The organism is bacterium endosymbiont of Bathymodiolus sp. 5 South (assembly GCF_900128535.1).
GTDB lineage: Bacteria > Pseudomonadota > Gammaproteobacteria > PS1 > Pseudothioglobaceae > Thiodubiliella.
In genome coordinates, this window is record NZ_FQTR01000027.1 from 1 (window position 1) to 18,706 (window position 18,706).

Here is an 18,706-nt window from a genome sequence, read left to right on the forward strand (position 1 = left end):
ACCATTAACAAAGATGTTATGTCTATGGATGATGACTTCGTTGTTTTGATTGTCTGTGGTATGGATAACTGTGTAGCCTTTGTTGATGTGGTAGGTAATCTTGTCTGGATGGGTGCTGGTGCTTGTATCATGGTAGGCTTTTTGGATGATGCGGTTGTTGTTGGCATCATAGGTGGTTTCATTAACCTCAGTGCCGTTAGTTGTTTGGGTGGTTAGTTTTTTGGTTTTGTTGAATGGGGTGTATTCAATATTTTTATTATAGGTTATATTATTACTTATATTTATGTTGTAATGCCTAATATTTCTAGTTTGATTACAGCTCTCAAGGGGGGTATTGAAAAGAACTATTGGCGTAATATTGGTAGGCGTGAGTATGTGCATTTGTATCAATTCTGCTGATGACTTAGTTGTTCAGGATGGTTTGCATAATTAATGCTTGTGTCCTCTTGTTTTATAAAGGAGTAGCATCCCCTTATTTACTGTGGGGTTTTTAAGGAGTGACTATTTATATATTTTTTACCGTTTTCCAAACATATCCTCATATGAGGTATTAACGCATTTTTTTTCATCAAAGTAACTTAAATCAAACGAAAGATTATTTATATTTTCTTTCTCAAGATCCCCATTAAAAGACCAATATACATCAACATCTATTATATTTTCTTTAGTTTCAAATGCTTGAGTCAATACAGAAGCAATGCTGTCAATATATAGCATATTGCTATTATTTTCATTAACTTTTATTTGTACACAATTTAAGTCAAAAGTATCAAATTTAAACCCACTAGATTTTGCCTTAATATTTAAATTACCATACACAAAAGTAGATGCTTGTTCTTTCAAATATTTCATCTTATTAATATTGGTATATATTACAAAGTTATCAACAAAAACAGTTTTTTGCATATCCATATTTTTAGAACAAGAATGCATAAACATAAACACTATATAAAATACAATTTTAAGTAGATTTAACGTCAAAACTGTTCAAACCAAGAGTTAGGTTTCACTGTAAATGCAGAATTTGGAATATTTATTCCAACTCCTGAATTATTGATGACATCAACTGCTGCATCTGTGCAATTATTACTAAACAAACGATACAAGATTTTGCCACTATTATGGCTTTTCTGGCTTTCTATAGCACTTCTGTATATAAGCTTGTCATCACTGACAGTCGTGTTGTACATAACAGCATCTTTAGATGGAGAAGAAATTCTTCTTAGACTAACCCTAGCCCCGACCCCCATGTTTGCAAGAAGTTTAATTGGTGAATGATTGCCAATTGCCCCTTGATCATATGCATACCAATTGCCTTTCTTATCCTGCAAATATAAAGTAGTATGACCATTGCCACCTGCTCTATTTTTATCCACTTTAAATCCAAAATTGTTATACAAAAACACCATCTCCGCAGCAATAGCCCCATCTTCAAAACTACCACCCCCTGCTTTGGAGGCGAGCCCACCTGCAATCATTGTAATTGCGCCTTGGGTATAAAAATCTAGTTGCTGACCCTCTAATCCTAAATCAACACCTTTGGATATGATTGCTGAGACAAAGCCATCTTGGAATTTACCTCCTCGAAGTTCGGTTGAGATACCACCGACTAAGCCTTGCAGGGCGAGTTGTTCTGTTGTTGTAAATTCACTAGCGTTATTTTCACCGCCGTGTGCCACCTCACTTATTGCTGCTGCAGTAATACCAGAGATAACACCTTGTTTTACACCTTCACCTAAATTGGCTGAGTTGAGTGTGCCTTGAGTAAATCCAATAACTGCCCCAGATTCAGCAGCACTCAATCCTGCACCGCCTAGGGCGTCGCCCATCAGTAGCATACCTGCTATTGCGGTTACCTTAGCAATGGCTGGATCGTCAGTCGTAGCGCTAATGACCATCATGACGGCAGCTACGGCTAGCTGCCACCAGTGTCCTGTTGGATCGGTGTATTTAAGGGGGTTGTTTCTAACATAGATATATCTGTTGTATGCAAGTGGGTCTTTGCTGTTGGGTATTAGGCTATCTGCACTTAAAAACCTAGCAGTAAGTGGGTCATACAGCCTTGCATTCATATTGATGATGTTGTGTCTTGGTAGTTGTTCGTGTCCTGTAAAGCCTCTCAAATCATCTTTTTGGAAGTGACCTGTTGCAGTGTTATCAACTAAGCCCTGGGTGATGGTTTCACCAAAAGGGGAGGTGGCTTGTCTTAGCCTTATCTCGCCATTATTGCCGGTAACTGTTACGATATTGCCTAGGGCATCGGTGTGCATGTAGGCAACTTGGTCAACGGCTTTTACATTGTTGACTAAGGCTTTATCATAGGTGGCAACGACTTTACCATTAACAAAGATGTTATGTCTATGGATGATGACTTCGTTATTTTGATTGTCTGTGGTATGGATAACTGTGTAGCCTTTGTTGATGTGGTAGGTAATCTTGTTTGGATGGGTGCCGGTGCTTGTATCATGGTAGGCTTTTTGGATGATGCGGTTGTTGTTGGCATCATAGGTGGTTTCGTTAACCTCAGTGCCGTTAGTTGTTTGGGTGGTTAGTTTTTTGGTTTTGTTGAATGGGGTATATTCAATAATTCTAGCATTATTTCCTGTGCTTTGTGTTTGGTTGCCGTTGGCGTCGTATTGATAAGTGTGCGTTAGGGTGTTGTTGTCAATTCTGCTGGTGAGTTGGTTGTTGAGGGTGGTTTGCATAATTAACGTTTGTTTTCCTTTATCTTTTATATCGCTTCTTATTTTTTATTTTGTTAATTAGACTAAAGCCTTTTTCATAAAAAAATATGTAATAAATCCAGATATAAGGAAAGCATAAATACATAAAAACAAAATGAAGTTTATTCTTTTCATAAACATCAACTAGCATGTAGTACCATAAATAGAAAGTTGGGAATATTAAAAATATCATTGATAACACTGCAATAAAATCATGCACATCTATGCCAAATAATTCTATCACCCCTATTATCAATACTGGCAGAGACAAAATAAATGCTTGCTTTAGGTGTTTTGAGATATTCTCAGGTGGTTTCTTGCTTTCTTCCAATTGTTTATTGTAATATTTTAAACAGTAAAACCAATAATAAAAAACTGATAAAAAGAACAGCAAAAAGAAATGTAGTTTGCTTTTTGGGTAGGCGTGCTGTAGTAGTTTAAACAAAAGAATAAAAAATGAAATGATAATACTTCCTAGCCAGAAAGAAAGTATAAGATTGTCTTTTTCAGTTAAGTGGAAATTTATATGATAGTTAAACAACTCAGCAATATAACTTGTTATATTCAATGGTAAGATAATAACTGAAAACAAAAACAAATATTTTACTTTCATTGATTTTACCAACCAAATCTATCTTGGAAAAAATTAGGAATTTCGCCAAAATCTATCTCAAAGCCTACTCCAATTAAACCTGTTGCTTCCATTCCAAACTTCCCATCTAGCCCAAATCCACTAATATTAGGTGTTTTACCAGTTGCTTTAAAGTCTGTCCAGTTATTACCTCCTACTGGGTGTGTTCTGCCATAAGACCCTCCGAAATCAACATTTAAAACTCCAACTTCACCATCAACACCTTGACTGCCATAACCCTCAGACCGCCAACCACCTGAACCATAAATCCACTCTTGATTTGCAGATCCAATATCAGCATTAACTCCAACTTTTGCAACACCAAATGCTCTTACTTTTGCGCCAACTTTTGCACCTGCACTCACTTTAACTTTAAAAATATCCCCCCATGCATTATACAAAAACACCATCCCCGCCTGAACAGCCCCATCTTCAAAACTACCACCCCCTGCTTTGGAGGCGAGCCCACCTGCAATCATTGTAATTGCACCTTGGGTATAAAAATCTAGTTGCTGACCCTCTAATCCTAAATCAACACCTTTGGATATGATTGCTGAGACAAAGCCATCTTGGAATTTACCTCCTCGAAGTTCGGTTGAGATACCACCGACTAAGCCTTGCAGGGCGAGTTGTTCTGTTGTTGTAAATTCACTAGCGTTATTTTCACCGCCGTGTGCCACCTCACTTATTGCTGCTGCAGTAATACCAGAGATAACGCCTTGTTTTACACCTTCACCTAAATTGGCTGAGTTGAGTGTGCCTTGAGTAAATCCAATAACTGCCCCAGATTCAGCAGCACTCAATCCTGCACCGCCTAGGGCGTCGCCCATCAGTAGCATACCTGCTATTGCGGTTACCTTAGCAATGGCTGGATCGTCAGTCGTAGCGCTAATGACCATCATAACGGCAGCTACGGCTAGCTGCCACCAGTGTCCTGTTGGATCGGTGTATTTAAGGGGGTTGTTTCTAACATAGATATATCTGTTGTATGCAAGTGGGTCTTTGCTGTTGGGTATTAGGCTATCTGCACTTAAAAACCTAGCAGTAAGTGGGTCATACAGCCTTGCATTCATATTGATGATGTTGTGTCTTGGTAGTTGTTCGTGTCCTGTAAAGCCTCTCAAATCATCTTTTTGGAAGTGGCCTGTTGCGGTGTTATCAACTAAGCCCTGGGTGATGGTTTCACCAAAAGGGGAGGTGGCTTGTCTTAGCCTTATCTCGCCATTATTGCCGGTAACTGTTACGATATTGCCTAGGGCATCGGTGTGCATGTAGGCAACTTGGTCAACGGCTTTTACATTGTTGACTAAGGCTTTATCATAGGTGGCAACGACTTTACCATTAACAAAGATGTTATGTCTATGGATGATGACTTCGTTGTTTTGATTGTCTGTGGTATGGATAACTGTGTAGCCTTTGTTGATGTGGTAGGTAATCTTGTTTGGATGGGTGCCGGTGCTTGTATCATGGTAGGCTTTTTGGATGATGCGGTTGTTGTTGGCATCATAGGTGGTTTCGTTAACCTCAGTGCCGTTAGTTGTTTGGGTGGTTAGTTTTTTGGTTTTGTTGAATGGGGTATATTCAATAATTCTAGCATTATTTCCTGTGCTTTGTGTTTGGTTGCCGTTGGCGTCGTATTGATAAGTGTGCGTTAGGGTGTTGTTGTCAATTCTGCTGGTGAGTTGGTTGGCGGTGTTGTATGTCATATTGCCTGCACCTGTTTTAAAGGTTAGGTTGTTTTGGATGTCATAACGATAGTCTTTTTGGGTACTATAACTATTATTTGAATATTGCCAGTTGGTAATTCTATCCATATCATCATAACTATAATTGTGTGTTTCATTAGTTATAGAGTTAACAATACTAGTGATATTATTATGCTTGTCATACCTATAACTCATATTGTTAATTAAATCACCACCTCTGCCGATTTCAATAGAAGTTAGGTTGTTGTTATGAGGGCTGTAAATATTACGAGTAAGTGAGCCATTACCATATAGAATGGATTTTGGCTTGTTATAAGCGTCATAGCTGATGGCTGTCCATAAAGCGACAATGGTGCCATTCAAACGGTTGTTGAGGACGGTTTGCAGCTCTTGTTGGGTATTTTTTTGATCCTCTAACTCGTTCATTATTTTATTCAACTGCGTGGTTTGCTCCGAAGCTTGTTGTTTATAATTATTAGCAGTCTCTAGTGCTTCATCTGCTTGCTGTTGAATTTCATCAGAGCGCTGTTGATAATATTTACTGCGATCTGCATAATGCTCTGAGTAACCCTTATATCGATTGGCTGTTCTTTGATAATAATCCGCCTGTTTGTTGTATGTTTTCGAGACATTAATTTTTCTTCCAGGTCCGGCATAACAAATTACTCTTCCCTTCCAACCACTTGTTGTAGTTCCATTGCCACAAGTATCTTCGTCTTGAACCATCCAAGTCGGGATATAAGCGTTATAGTTGTTTTGTCTTCTGCAACTACCTTTCCAGTTTTTATTAGTGCAGTCGGTATTCCGATAATAGTGCCTACCATTTACTGTTTTAACATAACTCAGTGTTACATTGCCGAATTTTCTGTAGTAATAATTGGCTTTAGCTCTGTAACTACTGGCTAGTCTTTGGTGATTTTGATAATATTGATAATATTTATTCGAGTAATAATCTAGTCTATTAGCATAGTCTTCATAGCTATCAGAAGTTCTTTGATAGTTTTCTGCATAATGTTCATACTTAGCCGCCTCGGCTAGATATTCTTGGGCTTTTGATTCTAACTCTTCTGCTTCTTTATTGAGTTCTGTAATTCTAATAGCAGTTTTTGCCAAGGACTTTTCTAAAGAAAGGTAGTCATAATCCCAAACATCGTTTTTAGGCACAGAGACTTTTTTTGCGCCACCACTTAGGGTGTAGTCTTTATGCTCAGTAAAGCCATCAGGATAGGTAATGGTTTTGATGCGCGAACTTTCATCGTATTCGTATTTGGTAGTAAAGTCTTGAGTATTATTATTAATAATAATACTCAGTGTGACTTCGTTCAGTCTTGACAAACTATCATAACTGTAAGATTTGCCAACGATTTGAGTGCCACCAATTATCTTACTTTCAGACGAGAGTCTGCCTTTATCATCATAGACCCAAGTAGAAACTTGACCTGCTAAGGTTTTTTTAACAATTCTACCTAGTTTGTCATATTCAATACTGGTGATTTGTCCTTTGCTATCGGTTTGTTGCGTTAGTTCTCCAAAGCCGTTATAAACATAAGACCAAATTCCCATAGCTGGGTCAATGCTCTTGGTTTTGTTTCCTAGCTCGTCATATTCTAGGGTAATAATACTGTTGTCTTTATCGGTTCTAGTAAGATTGCCAATTGCGTCATAAGTGTAGCTAATGGTTTGTTGATTGTTTTTGACAATACTCTTATCATTACCACTGATATCTTGAGTAGTTTTGGTGATTTGCCCTTGGTTGTTATTGGTAATGGTATTTGCACTATAAGTGGTATTGATGTTGATATACTTACCATGCTCATTTGGGGTTTTGACTTGTATTATTCTGTTTTTATTGTCATATTCATACACACTCCAAGCTACATTACCCCCTGCAAATAAGCCTTCAAAATAAGGCAGTGACTGCGCTTTAATATTACCATGTTTATCATAAACAATGTCAGTTATGCTATGTTTGTCGTTATCAATAAGCGCTACTTCTCTAACTTTATTACCAATGGCGTTATAGTAGGTTTTATGCCAACTACCCGTATTACTACTGACAAGCACACTATAGATACTGCTATCTTTAAAATTAAGCCCTAGACCTTGATAATCATTACCAAGTTCTACGCCATCACTCCATTCGTAAGTATAAGTAATCACTTCTCCTGTTGCTAAGGTTTTGGTTTTTATTCGACATAAACTGTCATAGGTGAATTTTGTCTTTAAACCACTAATGGCAGTACTTTGATTGACAAAAGAGCACTGGCTATCATAAGTATTATAAGCTGTTTGTCCTAGGGTATTAGTAGCCGAGGTGACTTTACCAAAACTATCATAGGTTCTGAATGTTGTTTTGGTATTGCCGTTTTTATCTGTGTTGGTGGTTTTATTAACTAAACCTTGAGCATTGTATTGGTAATTAGTGGTAAGTGCTAAGTTAAAGTTTGGTTGAATAGTTTGTCTAATCAAATTACCGTCACTATAAGTGTAGGTGGTTTCTCTGGTGGTGGTTTTACCATCTCGAGCGTGGGTTACTTCTAGTTTTGTTGGCAAGTTTAACAGCCAGTTCTTAGTATCTTGTGTATATTGACCTATACTTGTAGTAACGAGACTTTGGTCAAAATTATTGCTTTTGCTTTCAACGATTTTTTGAGCTTGGTTATATTGATTGTAGTTGCTATATTCATTAATGATTTTTTTAGTTAGGATGTTGTTTTCATAAAAAGTTTCTGTAGTTTTGGTTATTTGAATATTTTTAACATTACTATAGGGCTGAGATAGCTGATATTCGTTTTGTTTTTTATAGGCAAGCACACCATCTACTGTCGTGTTAGACTCTACAATACTACCAATTAAATCATCTTTGTCTTGCTCGTAAGTAGTGGTAATAACAGTATTTTTACTAGGATTGGTGACGGTTATAGACTCAAAACCTAGTGAGCCATCATCTAGATGATATTTATAGCCACTGTAGTGATAATTGACTTGATTGGTTTCACCAGTTGGGGTATCAACTACAATACTACTGACTAAATTGAGTTGTGGTGTGGTGCTAATAATAGGATGATTACTCGCACTTGATGTGTAGTTGACATTGTTAAGTTTTTCATAGTTAATATCTGTACTAAGTCCAAAACTATTGGTAACCTTGCTTAGTAGAGCAATAGGTTGTTTTTCTTCATAAACACAATTTAGTCCGCCATAAGAGCGATAACAAAAGTCATTCCAGCCATCGTTGTTTAGGTCTATTACTGTTTTAAAAGGTCCATATCTGCTATTTACTATTAAAGTGTGGAAAGTAGTTTTTAAACCAAATAATTTTTTAAGTGGTCTAGTATAGCCACTGGTGGTTTTGTTAATAGCGCTTAAATCAACATCTAATAGTGTTTTGCTTGCACTTTGGCTAAAGCCATTGTTTATGTTGTTATAACACCATCTTTTATTCGCAATAATGGTGCAAAAATCACTAAGTCCATCGGCGTTTTCATCACTAAAATGGATGGCATTGTCGTAGTTATCAGCAAAGCCGTTATCAGTATACGCCATCTCACTTGGCAAGGTGAGCCAAGTAGATTTGTTGGCATAATTGTTACCTGTATTGAGATGACAATTGTATTCTAAACTATCCTTGCCCCTGTAACACAAATCAACCAAACCATCGTTATTTAAATCTGCAAGTTTAAAACTGTTGTTAAATCTTTCTAGTTGTTTGTCGCTATAGTCTTGCAGGTTTAAATCATTAATAAAGTTGACTGAATTTTTGTATACAAAATTATTGTCGCTATCTTTATAACCAATCGCACATTGATAAGCCTTGTTTTTAAAACCACAAATATCTAATATATTATCCCCATTAGTATCTAAGAATTGCGGTTGTGGTATTTTGGTGTCATTGATCTCAATATCAAAGACTAGGCTACTGTGTTGATATTTGCTGCCAAATTCACTGCCGTTGTTATTGGCACAATGGATGCCATCATCACCAAAATAGCACAAATCAATTAGGTTATCCTTGTTAATATCAATAAAGCGAAGTGCATCTTCAACATTGGCAATGGTTGACCAATATTTATCACTAACAAATGAATTATCTTTACTATTAAGCCCGCACCATACACCTTTATCATCAACAGCACAATAATCTGTCCAGCCATCATGGTTAACATCAATAAAACTTAAGTTTGCGCTATGCTCTAATTTGTGCCAATTGCTATCACTTAGTGCGTTCGTCCATTTGCTAAAGCCACCAAATTTACCACTGCCATCTCCTAGAGCACAATTAAGCCCTGTGTTATCTAAATAGCAGACATCATTATTACCATCATTATTAAAGTCAGCAACACCATAATTTAAAACCTCGTCAGCATTGGCAATAATTTTTTCATATTTGATTTCATCGGCATTTACTATATCGTCATCATCCTCTACAGTGTCTAAAGCAGAGTCCTCGGCAATAATATCACTAATATCTGGGTCGTTATTGCTCTCAAGTTGCTTATAACCAAAAGTTAGTGGTTTGGTGCAAACATTGACACCGTCACAAAGAATGATCTCGTTTAATCGAGAATAAGTAGTTGCTGTTTGGTAGTTGAGTTTATAAGTTTTAAGTGGGTGATCTTTTGTATAAATGGCAATATTATCAAGCAGTTTATTGTGTTGGTGTTTTACACCAAACCGATAATCAATGTATTGATGTGGGCTGTTCTTGTAGTTAAAAACGACTTTGTGATTGTTATAACTAATAGTATTAACATAATAGATATTATTATCAACCATGTAGTTATAATCAATCGTGTTGTTAAACTTGTCTTTAGTAGTCACAAGATTCCAATTAAGTATTTTATTATTGTAGTTATTGGCAGATGTAAATTTTTTATTGACACCATTTGGGTAGTAAACTGTCCAAGCATTGTTACTCAGTGTTGCTTTAATATTGGAGTTATTGATGAGTCTGTATTTATTGTCGCTTATCTTTATGAGTCGTATACCTTCCAAACAATAAGCGTCTTCTTCATTTAATAAAACCCCGTGTTCTATACCATCAATTTTTTCGGTTTTAGCACAACGACTCACAGAGGGTAAACCAGAGAGTTTAAAGCCTAAGCCCAGTGGTGAACTACCAGAGCCTTGAGTGTAGTTAATACTTAAATTTGGTGATAACTTATTAATACCTTGAGGTAGTGCCAAAGGTGTAATATATGACAAGTAACCATTATTAACTTTGGCTTCGCCCTCTAAGTTTGTCACTAAGTTTGCGTAAGTAGAAAGACTTACAATAGTAACAAGTAAGATAAATAGTTTGTTAATTGTTATCATTATTTGACTCCTTAATATTATTATTTAGTACCCCTAAAGACTCCATGGTGTTTTCTATATTTACAGCATCTCTATCTATGACAGTGAGTTCTTTTTCTAGTTTCAAAGAAGGCTTACTGGTGATCGGTGCATTAAGGGCGGTGTTAAAAGATTTCTCTATGGCTTTATTATCAGCACCAGCTTCAGCTGCTAGTTTTAAAATAGCCTGTACTTCTGCTTTTAAGTTATCTGCATCTGAGGTTTGTGCAATCACTTCTGCTTTTTGCTCTTCTAGACTTTTTAAATCCTTATCTAGACCTATATTGATAGCCTTAACTTCTGACTCTACATTTTTAAGAGTTTTTGGTAAAGTATTTTTAATGATAGTTTTACCGCTAAAATCTTGATATTCATTTATGCTAGAATTTGACTGCTGTAAACTAGTTTTAGTATTTGATAACTCTTGTGTATTTGCGTCATAAGTATTATTATTCGTATTCGTTAGAATGACAATACTGAATACTGCTAGTATCAATGCTATGCTATTAAATAGTTTTGCTTTTTTTTCCACGACGAAAAATAAATATGAAAAATAAAAGGATTATTGTACCTAATAATGGAGTATTTTTGTATTTTGTGTAAAAGGTTGTCCCTTGTTGTGGGGCAAGTGTTTGATTTAACATGTAAAGTCCAGAAATAGATTGTTTACTCATAATAACACCCTTGTGGTCAATAAATGCAGAATGCCCTTTATTAACACTATAAACCATTGGCTTGGAAGTTTCAATGACTCGCATTCTTGCCACATTTAGCAAATAATCTATTGCTATAGTATTATCAAACCAGCCTAAGTCGCTAATGTGTATGTGTATATTAGCGTCTTTTGATCTATCTAGAAGTTCAGTTGAGAACAAAATTTCAAAGCAAATAGAACTAAAGACTTTAATGTTATCAACGGTAAAATTGTTCTCATTACTACCGGCAAATAAACTATCCATGTTAAATTTTGGCAGCAGTGGTCTTAACAAAGTGAACCACCAAGGCGTGTATTCACCAAAGGGGATAAGATGTTCTTTATAATAAACAGGTTTATTTTTAGAAAAACTAAAAAGCGTGTTTTTACTTCCATCTTGTTCTTGATAATAGACCCCTGAAAACACATCGGTGTTTATACTATTTGAATCAATATGTTTTTCAATGTCTTGATAATCAATGCTAATGGTTGACTCAGGCCACACGGTAATATCCGCTGTTGGCTGAGTGTTACTTAAGGCCTTGTATTTATTAAATCGATTAATCACTTCATAGCGATTATTTTTTTGATTTAAGTCAAAATCACCCGTAATAATTCTGATATTGGTTTCTTTTATGTCTGTTGTCCAATTAATATTTTTAGTAAACAAAATAGCAAAAGTCAACAATAATAAATAAGTAAAAAATAAAAAATAAGATGTTTTGTTCTTGTAGTTTTTAATTAAATAGGTGCAAATACCAATAAAAATATAGAATACAAAACATAAGCCCAAATACCCAACAACTGGCAACAAACTATACAAATCAAAAATATCCAAAGAGTCACTACTTGCATACCAAGGAAAGCCAGTAAACAGCCATGACTTTATCCATTCGTATAGCGTAAAGATAGATGGGGTAAATAAAGCATAATAAAAAACACTATTGTTGGAGAGTCTTTTGACAATGTATGACGACATCCCTAGAAGTAGAGCAATGATTGTGATAATTCCTAAGATGGTAATAGACATTACAATTTGATAGTTAATGTCATAACCTTCTACAATAGAGAACATCCAATAAAATCCAAGCAAATACTCAGATAAGCCAAATACCAATCCAATTTTGAAAGCTTGTTTATTGTCTTTACTGTTAAATATTAGCCAAAATAGAATAAGATGACCAATAAAAATAGTGGGAATATAGCCAAAGGGCGCAAAAGCAAAAGGCGTTATAAGTCCTGCGAATACGACTAATAGGTAATTAACCATACTTCTTAATAATCAGCGATGCATTCGTACCACCGAAGCCAAAACTGTTACTCATCACGGTACTTATTGGCATATCTTGATTGTGTTTTAGAATAGGTGTATCTTTAAATTCATCACCTAATTCATAATCATGATTGCCAAATGCAAAATTATGTTGTATCATCAATATTGAATAAATCAGCTCATGTACTCCACTGGCGCCAATCGGGTGTCCTGTAAGTGACTTGGTAGAGCTTATAGATGGAATGGTATAGCCAAAGACTGATTGGATGGCTTGAATTTCACTGATGTCGCCTACCTTGGTGCTAGCGGCATGGGCATTGATATAGTCAATGACATCAACACCACAATCTTTTGCTTGATGAATGGCTTTTTGCATGGCAAGAATCGCACCTTCAGTGTTAGGCTTGACAATATCACCGCCATCACTACTAGTGCCGTAGGCAATAAGTTCTACCAAGATATTAGCACCTCGTTGCTGAGCGTGTTCTAGGCTTTCTAAAACGATGATACCCGCACCACCTGAGAGCGCAAAACCATTTCTGTCTTTGGCAAATGGTATAGAGGAATCTTTTGGATTGTTGGTTGACACTAAGGCACGCATAGCATCAAATAATACGGCAGATGACCAGTGCACTTCATCACCGCCTCCTGCAAACACGATGCTTTGTTTGCCTTGTTGAATTTGTTCAAAGGCGTTGCCGATACAATGGCTAGAAGTAGCACAGGCTGCACTGATAGAATAACTCAAACCTTTAATTTTAAATAGACTGGTCAAATTAGCACTGGCGGTAGAACTCATGGTTTTTAAAATTTTAAAAGGGTCAATTTTTTTAGCCCCTTTGGTTTTTAGGGTTTCGTAGGCATCAATCACATTGTCATTAGAGGCGCTGCCTGAGCCAACAATCAGTCCTGTGTTTTGGTTAGATATTTGGGCTTCACTTAAACCTGAGTTTGCAACAGCTTGGCTCATAGCAATAGCACAAAGAGAAGCAACAGGTGAAAGAAACCTGCGTTGTTTTTTAGTTAAATATTGGCTAATGTCTATATTGATATCGCCAATAACTTGTGAGCGTAAATTAAGCTCTTTGAGCTTTTCTGAGAATACAATGCCTGATGTGTGATTTTTTAATGAAGATAAAACGGCACTTGTGTCATTGCCAATGCTACTAACAATGCCCAGTCCTGTAATAACAACTCGCTTCAAATGTCTCCCTTTGTGCAAATACTTTAAAAAATTAACGACCTATTTTAGACCTTTTTTTGTCCATAAAAATACAAAAAATAGTATCAAAATAACTCAAGACTCACGCCGATAACCAATCGCTTCGCTGAGATGCTGAATGTTGACGCTGTTTGAGTTGTCTAAATCAGCAATGGTTCTGGCAACTTTGAGAATGCGGTGATAGGCTCTTGCTGACAAGTGAAATTTGTCAATAGCATCAGACAATAGTTGCTTATTCTCTTTGCTTAGAGGTATGGACTTTTCTATTTCATCGGGTGTCAGTTTGTCGTTAAATTTAGCTTGGCGTTTGAATTGAATGTTGTTAGCTTTTAGCACTCTTTCTCGTATCACTGCACTTGACTCTGCGCTACTATTGGTTTGTCCAAGTAATGCTTCTTTTGGTAGCGGGGGCACGGTAAGCATCATATCAATCCTATCTAGTAGTGGACCTGAGATTTTATTTTTGTATCTATCAATTTGATCCTCTGTGCAATGGCACTTGCTGGTGCCATCACCATAATAGCCACAGGGACAGGGGTTCATTGCGCCAATAAGTTGAAAATTGGCAGGAAAAGTAGTTTGTTGGGCGGCACGGGACAAATGAATAACGCCATTTTCTAAGGGTTGACGCAAAACTTCTAAAACACTTCTTGGAAATTCTGGCAATTCATCTAGAAACAATACACCTTCATGAGCAAGCGATATTTCACCAGGTCTGGGAATTGAACCACCACCAACCAATGCAACTGCTGAAGACGAATGATGCGGAGAGCGAAAGGGGCGAACTTTTAACTGAGTTAAATCCAATGGTTTGTTGGCGACCGAATAAATTGAAGCGCGCTCTAGTGCTTTGTCATCACTAAGCGGTGGCATAATTGAAGGTAGTCGCTCTGCTAACATGGTCTTACCTGAGCCGGGTGTACCGACTAGAAGTAGATTGTGCCCACCACTAGCAGCAATTTCCAATGCGCGTTTGGCGTGGTATTGGCCTTTAACTTGAGAAAAATCATTGTTATAAATTGTCTGCTTATCCGTTAGCTTATGAACCAATTGATTAACATTACTGGCACCTTGTACAAAATCACAAACTTGCAATAAATGCTCACAGGGGTAGATTATTGCTTGATTAACCAAGGTATATTGAGCGGATTCTTGTATTGGTAAAATAATACTATGCGCGTCTTGACTACTGGCAATAATAGCGGGCAATAAGCCTTCGGTAGCACGCAATGAGCCGTTTAACCCTAGCTCACCATACAATTCAAAACTGTCTAAATTTATTTTTTCTTTAATTTGTCCACTTGCCAACAACAAACCAATCGCAATTGGCAGGTCATATCTACCACCACTTTTAGGCAGGTTAGCTGGCGCTAGGCTGACGGTAATGCGTCCTTTGGGAAATTTAAATTGTGAGTTTATGAGGGCACTGCGTACACGGTCTTTACTCTCACGCACGGCACCCTCAGGCAATCCAACGATAGAAAACCCTGGTAAACCACTCGAAATATGCACTTCAATGGTGACCAATGGTGCCTCTAATCCTGTTGATGCACGCGTAAATACTTGGCTTAATTGGCTCATACTGCTTGTAATTGCTCCAAACTCCATCGAGGTTTAACGACAATTTCATTGCCTTTTGATACTTGTCCTTTAATCAGTCTTAGATGCCCAGCAAGGGCGATCATTGCACCATTATCAGTACAAAAATCTTGGCGTGGATAAAATACTTGTGCCTCTACTTTTTCACCCATCGCATCCAACTCCTCTCTGAGTGCTTTATTCGCGCTGACACCGCCTGCCACAACCAAAGTTTTACGCCCTGTTTGCTCTAAGGCTCGACGGCATTTAATCATCAGTGTTTGTGTTGCTGCCACTTCAAAGGCTTTGGCAATATCGGCTTTTTGCTCTGGGTGTTTAGCAAAGGTATTGCGTGCAAAAGTCTTGAGACCGCTAAAACTAAAGTCCAGTCCTGGTCTGTCTATCATCGGTCTTGGGAATTTAAAAACGCCCTGCCTGCCTTGCTCAGCAAGTGCAGCAAGTGCTGGTCCGCCCGGATAACCCAAACCTAGTATCTTAGCCGTTTTGTCAAAGGCTTCACCGACTGCATCATCTAAAGATTCACCCAAAATTTTGTATTGCCCTATCGCTTCAACATCAACTAGCATTGTATGCCCGCCAGAGACTAGTAACGCCACAAAGGGAAATTCAGGTTGCTTGTCTTCTAAGAGTGGTGCGAGCAAATGCCCTTCCATATGGTGCACGCCTAATGCGGGGATTTTTAGACTCCAAGCCAAAGATTTTGCCACAGCGCTACCCACTAACAACGCCCCTGCCAGACCCGGTCCAGCTGTATAGGCAATAGCACTGATATCGGTGAGCTTTATTTTACCGTCTTCAAGCACGGCTTTAATGAGTGGCAAGACGCGCTGTATATGGTCACGGGATGCTAATTCTGGCACAACGCCGCCGTATTCTTGATGGATGTCAACTTGAGAAAATAATTGGTGTGCAATCAACCCGTCTTGCTGTGAATACAGACCAATACCCGTTTCATCGCATGAACTTTCTATACCCAATGTGATGAAATTAGTCACGCGCACCTAAATAGACTTCGCGCACCCTGTCATTATTTAAGATTTGCTCCTTATTGCCCTCAGTAATAATCACGCCATCGTGTAATACATAAGAATGGTCACAAGTATCTAGTACTTCACGGTAATTATGGTCGGTAATTAACACACCAATACCTTTATTTTTTAGATGGAAAATAATTTGCTGTATGTCGCCCACAGAAATTGGATCAACACCTGCAAATGGCTCGTCTAATAAGATAAATTTTGGCTCCATTGCCACTGCTCTGGCAATTTCCACGCGTCGTCTTTCACCACCAGACAAACTTAATCCATTAAGAGCACGAATATGCCCGATATTAAATTCTGCTAATAATTCTTCTAAACGATTCTTTTGGGCATCCTTGTCCAAGGCTTGATTAATCTCTAAAACTGCCATAATATTATCTGCAACAGATAATTTCCTAAAAACAGATGGCTCTTGAGGTAAATAACCCAACCCTAATTTAGCGCGTTTATGCATGGGTAAATGGTCAATTTTATGGTTATTTAAAACAACTTGCCCAGAATCTGTCTTAACCAATCCACAAGCGATATAAAAACAAGTGGTTTTTCCTGCGCCATTTGGCCCTAATAAACCGACTATTTCACCACTTTGCACGAAAAATGAGACACTTGAAACGACATTTCTACCCGAATAAGATTTACTAATATTGGTAACCTTAAGTGAATGCTGTGTAGACATAAAGTGTAAACTTATTTATAATGCTTAATTTTATCATTAATACACGACCTCATGTTTAACACTAAAAAACCAAAAACTGAAACTCTGCCTGACGCCTCTACGACACCTACCAGAGCTAAGCCTAGAGTGACAACAACAGACAACACTCAGCGTCCTAATACTGCTAATAGTCAAGAAAAAACCATCATTTCTCAAGGTTGTTTTATTAAAGGAGAAATATTAGGCACTAATGATATCAGTATTTTTGGCAAAATTGATGGCGCCATATCACTCAAAGATAACATTCTTACCGTTGAAAAATTAAGCGATATTAACGCTAACATTGAGGCTAGGGTCGTTAATATCATTGGTCGTGTCGTTGGTAATATTAACGCAAATGAAAAAATAATCATCCACAAGGGGGGTTTTGTTACTGGCGATATGAACGCCCCGAAAGTAATTCTTGAAGATGGATCCTACTTTAAAGGTAATGTCTCGATGGTTGAGAATCAGAAAATAGAGTCAGCAGCAACTAAAGAAGCGTCAAAAACTCAGACGAATAAACTTGTTTAGTTGACACTTTAGTTGCAACCAACAATACACCTTCGTCGTTTACACCACAGCACTTACCTAAAAAAGTCTGTTTGTTGTCATTATAACGAACCTGCTTACCTTGCAGATAATCCACACTTGCCCACTGCTTAGAAAAAGTTGTAAAACCATGCACTTCAAAAATTTGGCAAAACTCTAAAACTTTATTGATTAAATCTTTAGTTAGATCAAACTGATTAATGGATTCTTGCGTGCTGATTGAGTGTAAATCAGTCCACGGTGTTTGGCAATCTATATTCACATCAATATTTACTCCAATGCCTATCACTACAGATTGAGTTTGGTTTCGAGTAATATTCTTAATCAAAATCCCAGCCAGTTTCTTATCTTGATAATAAATATCATTGGGCCATTTAAGCTCTAAACCCATAATACCGTAATCTCTCAGCACTTCAAGTAGCGCCAAACCTACCACTAAACTCAGTCCACTTAAATTAACCTTAGTTGAAAACACGCGACGAATAGACAATAAAACACCCTTGTCTTTATTGCTTAACCATGTCCGATTGTATTGCCCTTTGCCCTGCGTTTGTTCGCTGGCAATACACACCTGTGTTCTTGGTGAAAATTCCAACGATGAAAGATAATCATTAGTACTGGGGATTGAATCAAAAATATGGCAATCAACATCGCCATTTAGATGGGTGCTTAGATTAAGATAATTATCCATGTTACCAGCACTAAAACCAAAGAAAGCCATACTGCCGCTGAGCCCATATCTTTTGCCACACCAGACAGCGGGTGATACTCGTCACCAATTCTGTCAACCACTGACTCAATGGCTGAATTTAACACCTCAACAATCAACACTAAAAATACGGGTGCAATCAATAGTACGCGCTCAATGGCTGATTCTTTCAACCAAAATGCGAGTGATATGAGCACAACACTAAGCCACAACTCTTGCCTAAAGGCGGCTTCTGACTGGTAGCAAGCTTTTAATCCTTGCATTGAAAATCCAAAAGCGTTAATAATGCGTTTCAATCCTGTGGCTTCGTTTTTCATAGTCATTTTATTTTACATCATCGTGAGACCTTTATATAATTATGGATGACAAGCAAAGATGACAAAATTTAACTACTGAGTTAATATAGAGACCTTTGCATAAATAGGGATGATTAGCAAAATCCAATTTTTGCCCAATGGGTGATTTCTTTAAACCTTGTCCTAGCAGGGCTAAGGCTGGGTTTAAAAAATCGCCAAGTGGGTGAAAAGTG

The 18,706-nt window shown here is 37.4% G+C and carries 13 protein-coding genes; 1 reads left to right on the forward strand and 12 read right to left on the reverse strand.

Annotated features, from left to right (window positions below; translation table 11 throughout):
- The 10 genes from BBROOKSOX_RS04330 to lptB all read right to left on the reverse strand — a co-directional run.
- Positions 1–381 (reverse strand): hypothetical protein (locus BBROOKSOX_RS04330; protein WP_139660010.1); only part of this gene is annotated, 381 nt, incomplete at its 3' end.
- Between the two features lie 135 nt (positions 382–516).
- Positions 517–912, reverse strand: coding sequence for a hypothetical protein (locus BBROOKSOX_RS04335; RefSeq protein ID WP_180324321.1), 396 nt, complete (start codon positions 910–912; stop codon positions 517–519).
- A 65-nt stretch (positions 913–977) separates the two neighbouring features.
- Positions 978–2,705 carry an RHS repeat domain-containing protein gene (locus BBROOKSOX_RS04340; protein WP_139660014.1) on the reverse strand — a complete coding sequence of 576 codons (1,728 nt, stop codon included), beginning with the start codon at positions 2,703–2,705 and terminating at the stop codon, positions 978–980.
- Positions 2,706–3,341: 636 nt separating this feature from the next.
- On the reverse strand, positions 3,342–10,376 hold the full coding sequence (locus tag BBROOKSOX_RS04345) for an RHS repeat-associated core domain-containing protein (RefSeq protein ID WP_139660017.1): 7,035 nt from the start codon (positions 10,374–10,376) through the stop codon (positions 3,342–3,344).
- Positions 10,363–10,890, reverse strand: coding sequence for a hypothetical protein (locus BBROOKSOX_RS04350; RefSeq protein ID WP_139699840.1), 528 nt, complete (start codon positions 10,888–10,890; stop codon positions 10,363–10,365). Before BBROOKSOX_RS04350 ends, BBROOKSOX_RS04345 begins: the two co-directional genes overlap by 14 nt.
- A 10-nt stretch (positions 10,891–10,900) precedes the next feature.
- Positions 10,901–12,358, reverse strand: a complete 1,458-nt coding sequence (gene lnt, locus BBROOKSOX_RS04355; protein WP_139660022.1) for an apolipoprotein N-acyltransferase — start codon at positions 12,356–12,358, stop codon at positions 10,901–10,903.
- Entirely contained in the window at positions 12,351–13,565 is a 1,215-nt protein-coding gene (locus tag BBROOKSOX_RS04360) for a beta-ketoacyl synthase N-terminal-like domain-containing protein (protein ID WP_139660024.1), read from the reverse strand. The genes lnt and BBROOKSOX_RS04360 overlap by 8 nt, the downstream gene beginning before the upstream one ends.
- A 93-nt stretch (positions 13,566–13,658) precedes the next feature.
- Positions 13,659–15,164, reverse strand: a complete 1,506-nt coding sequence (locus BBROOKSOX_RS04365) for a YifB family Mg chelatase-like AAA ATPase (RefSeq protein WP_139660027.1) — start codon at positions 15,162–15,164, stop codon at positions 13,659–13,661.
- Complete coding sequence (tsaD, locus tag BBROOKSOX_RS04370; protein WP_373896610.1) at positions 15,161–16,177, reverse strand: tRNA (adenosine(37)-N6)-threonylcarbamoyltransferase complex transferase subunit TsaD; 1,017 nt, start codon at positions 16,175–16,177, stop codon at positions 15,161–15,163. Before tsaD ends, BBROOKSOX_RS04365 begins: the two co-directional genes overlap by 4 nt.
- The gene (gene lptB / locus BBROOKSOX_RS04375) at positions 16,170–16,898 is read right to left on the reverse strand and encodes an LPS export ABC transporter ATP-binding protein (protein ID WP_139660031.1); all 729 of its coding nucleotides are present in this window, start codon (positions 16,896–16,898) and stop codon (positions 16,170–16,172) included. Before lptB ends, tsaD begins: the two co-directional genes overlap by 8 nt.
- A gap of 51 nt (positions 16,899–16,949) precedes the next feature.
- Between lptB and BBROOKSOX_RS04380 the strand changes: the two genes are divergently transcribed.
- A complete protein-coding gene (locus BBROOKSOX_RS04380; protein WP_139660033.1) occupies positions 16,950–17,450 on the forward strand; it encodes a bactofilin family protein in 501 nt (166 codons plus the stop codon).
- On the opposite strand, the gene BBROOKSOX_RS04385 is transcribed toward BBROOKSOX_RS04380, so the two are convergent.
- Positions 17,410–18,189 carry a biotin--[acetyl-CoA-carboxylase] ligase gene (locus BBROOKSOX_RS04385; protein ID WP_257607763.1) on the reverse strand — a complete coding sequence of 260 codons (780 nt, stop codon included), beginning with the start codon at positions 18,187–18,189 and terminating at the stop codon, positions 17,410–17,412. The two genes, BBROOKSOX_RS04380 and BBROOKSOX_RS04385, sit on opposite strands and share 41 nt — an antisense overlap.
- On the reverse strand, positions 18,138–18,500 hold the full coding sequence (locus tag BBROOKSOX_RS04390; protein WP_139660038.1) for a diacylglycerol kinase: 363 nt from the start codon (positions 18,498–18,500) through the stop codon (positions 18,138–18,140). The genes BBROOKSOX_RS04385 and BBROOKSOX_RS04390 overlap by 52 nt, the downstream gene beginning before the upstream one ends.
- Between the last annotated feature and the right edge of the window lie 206 nt (positions 18,501–18,706).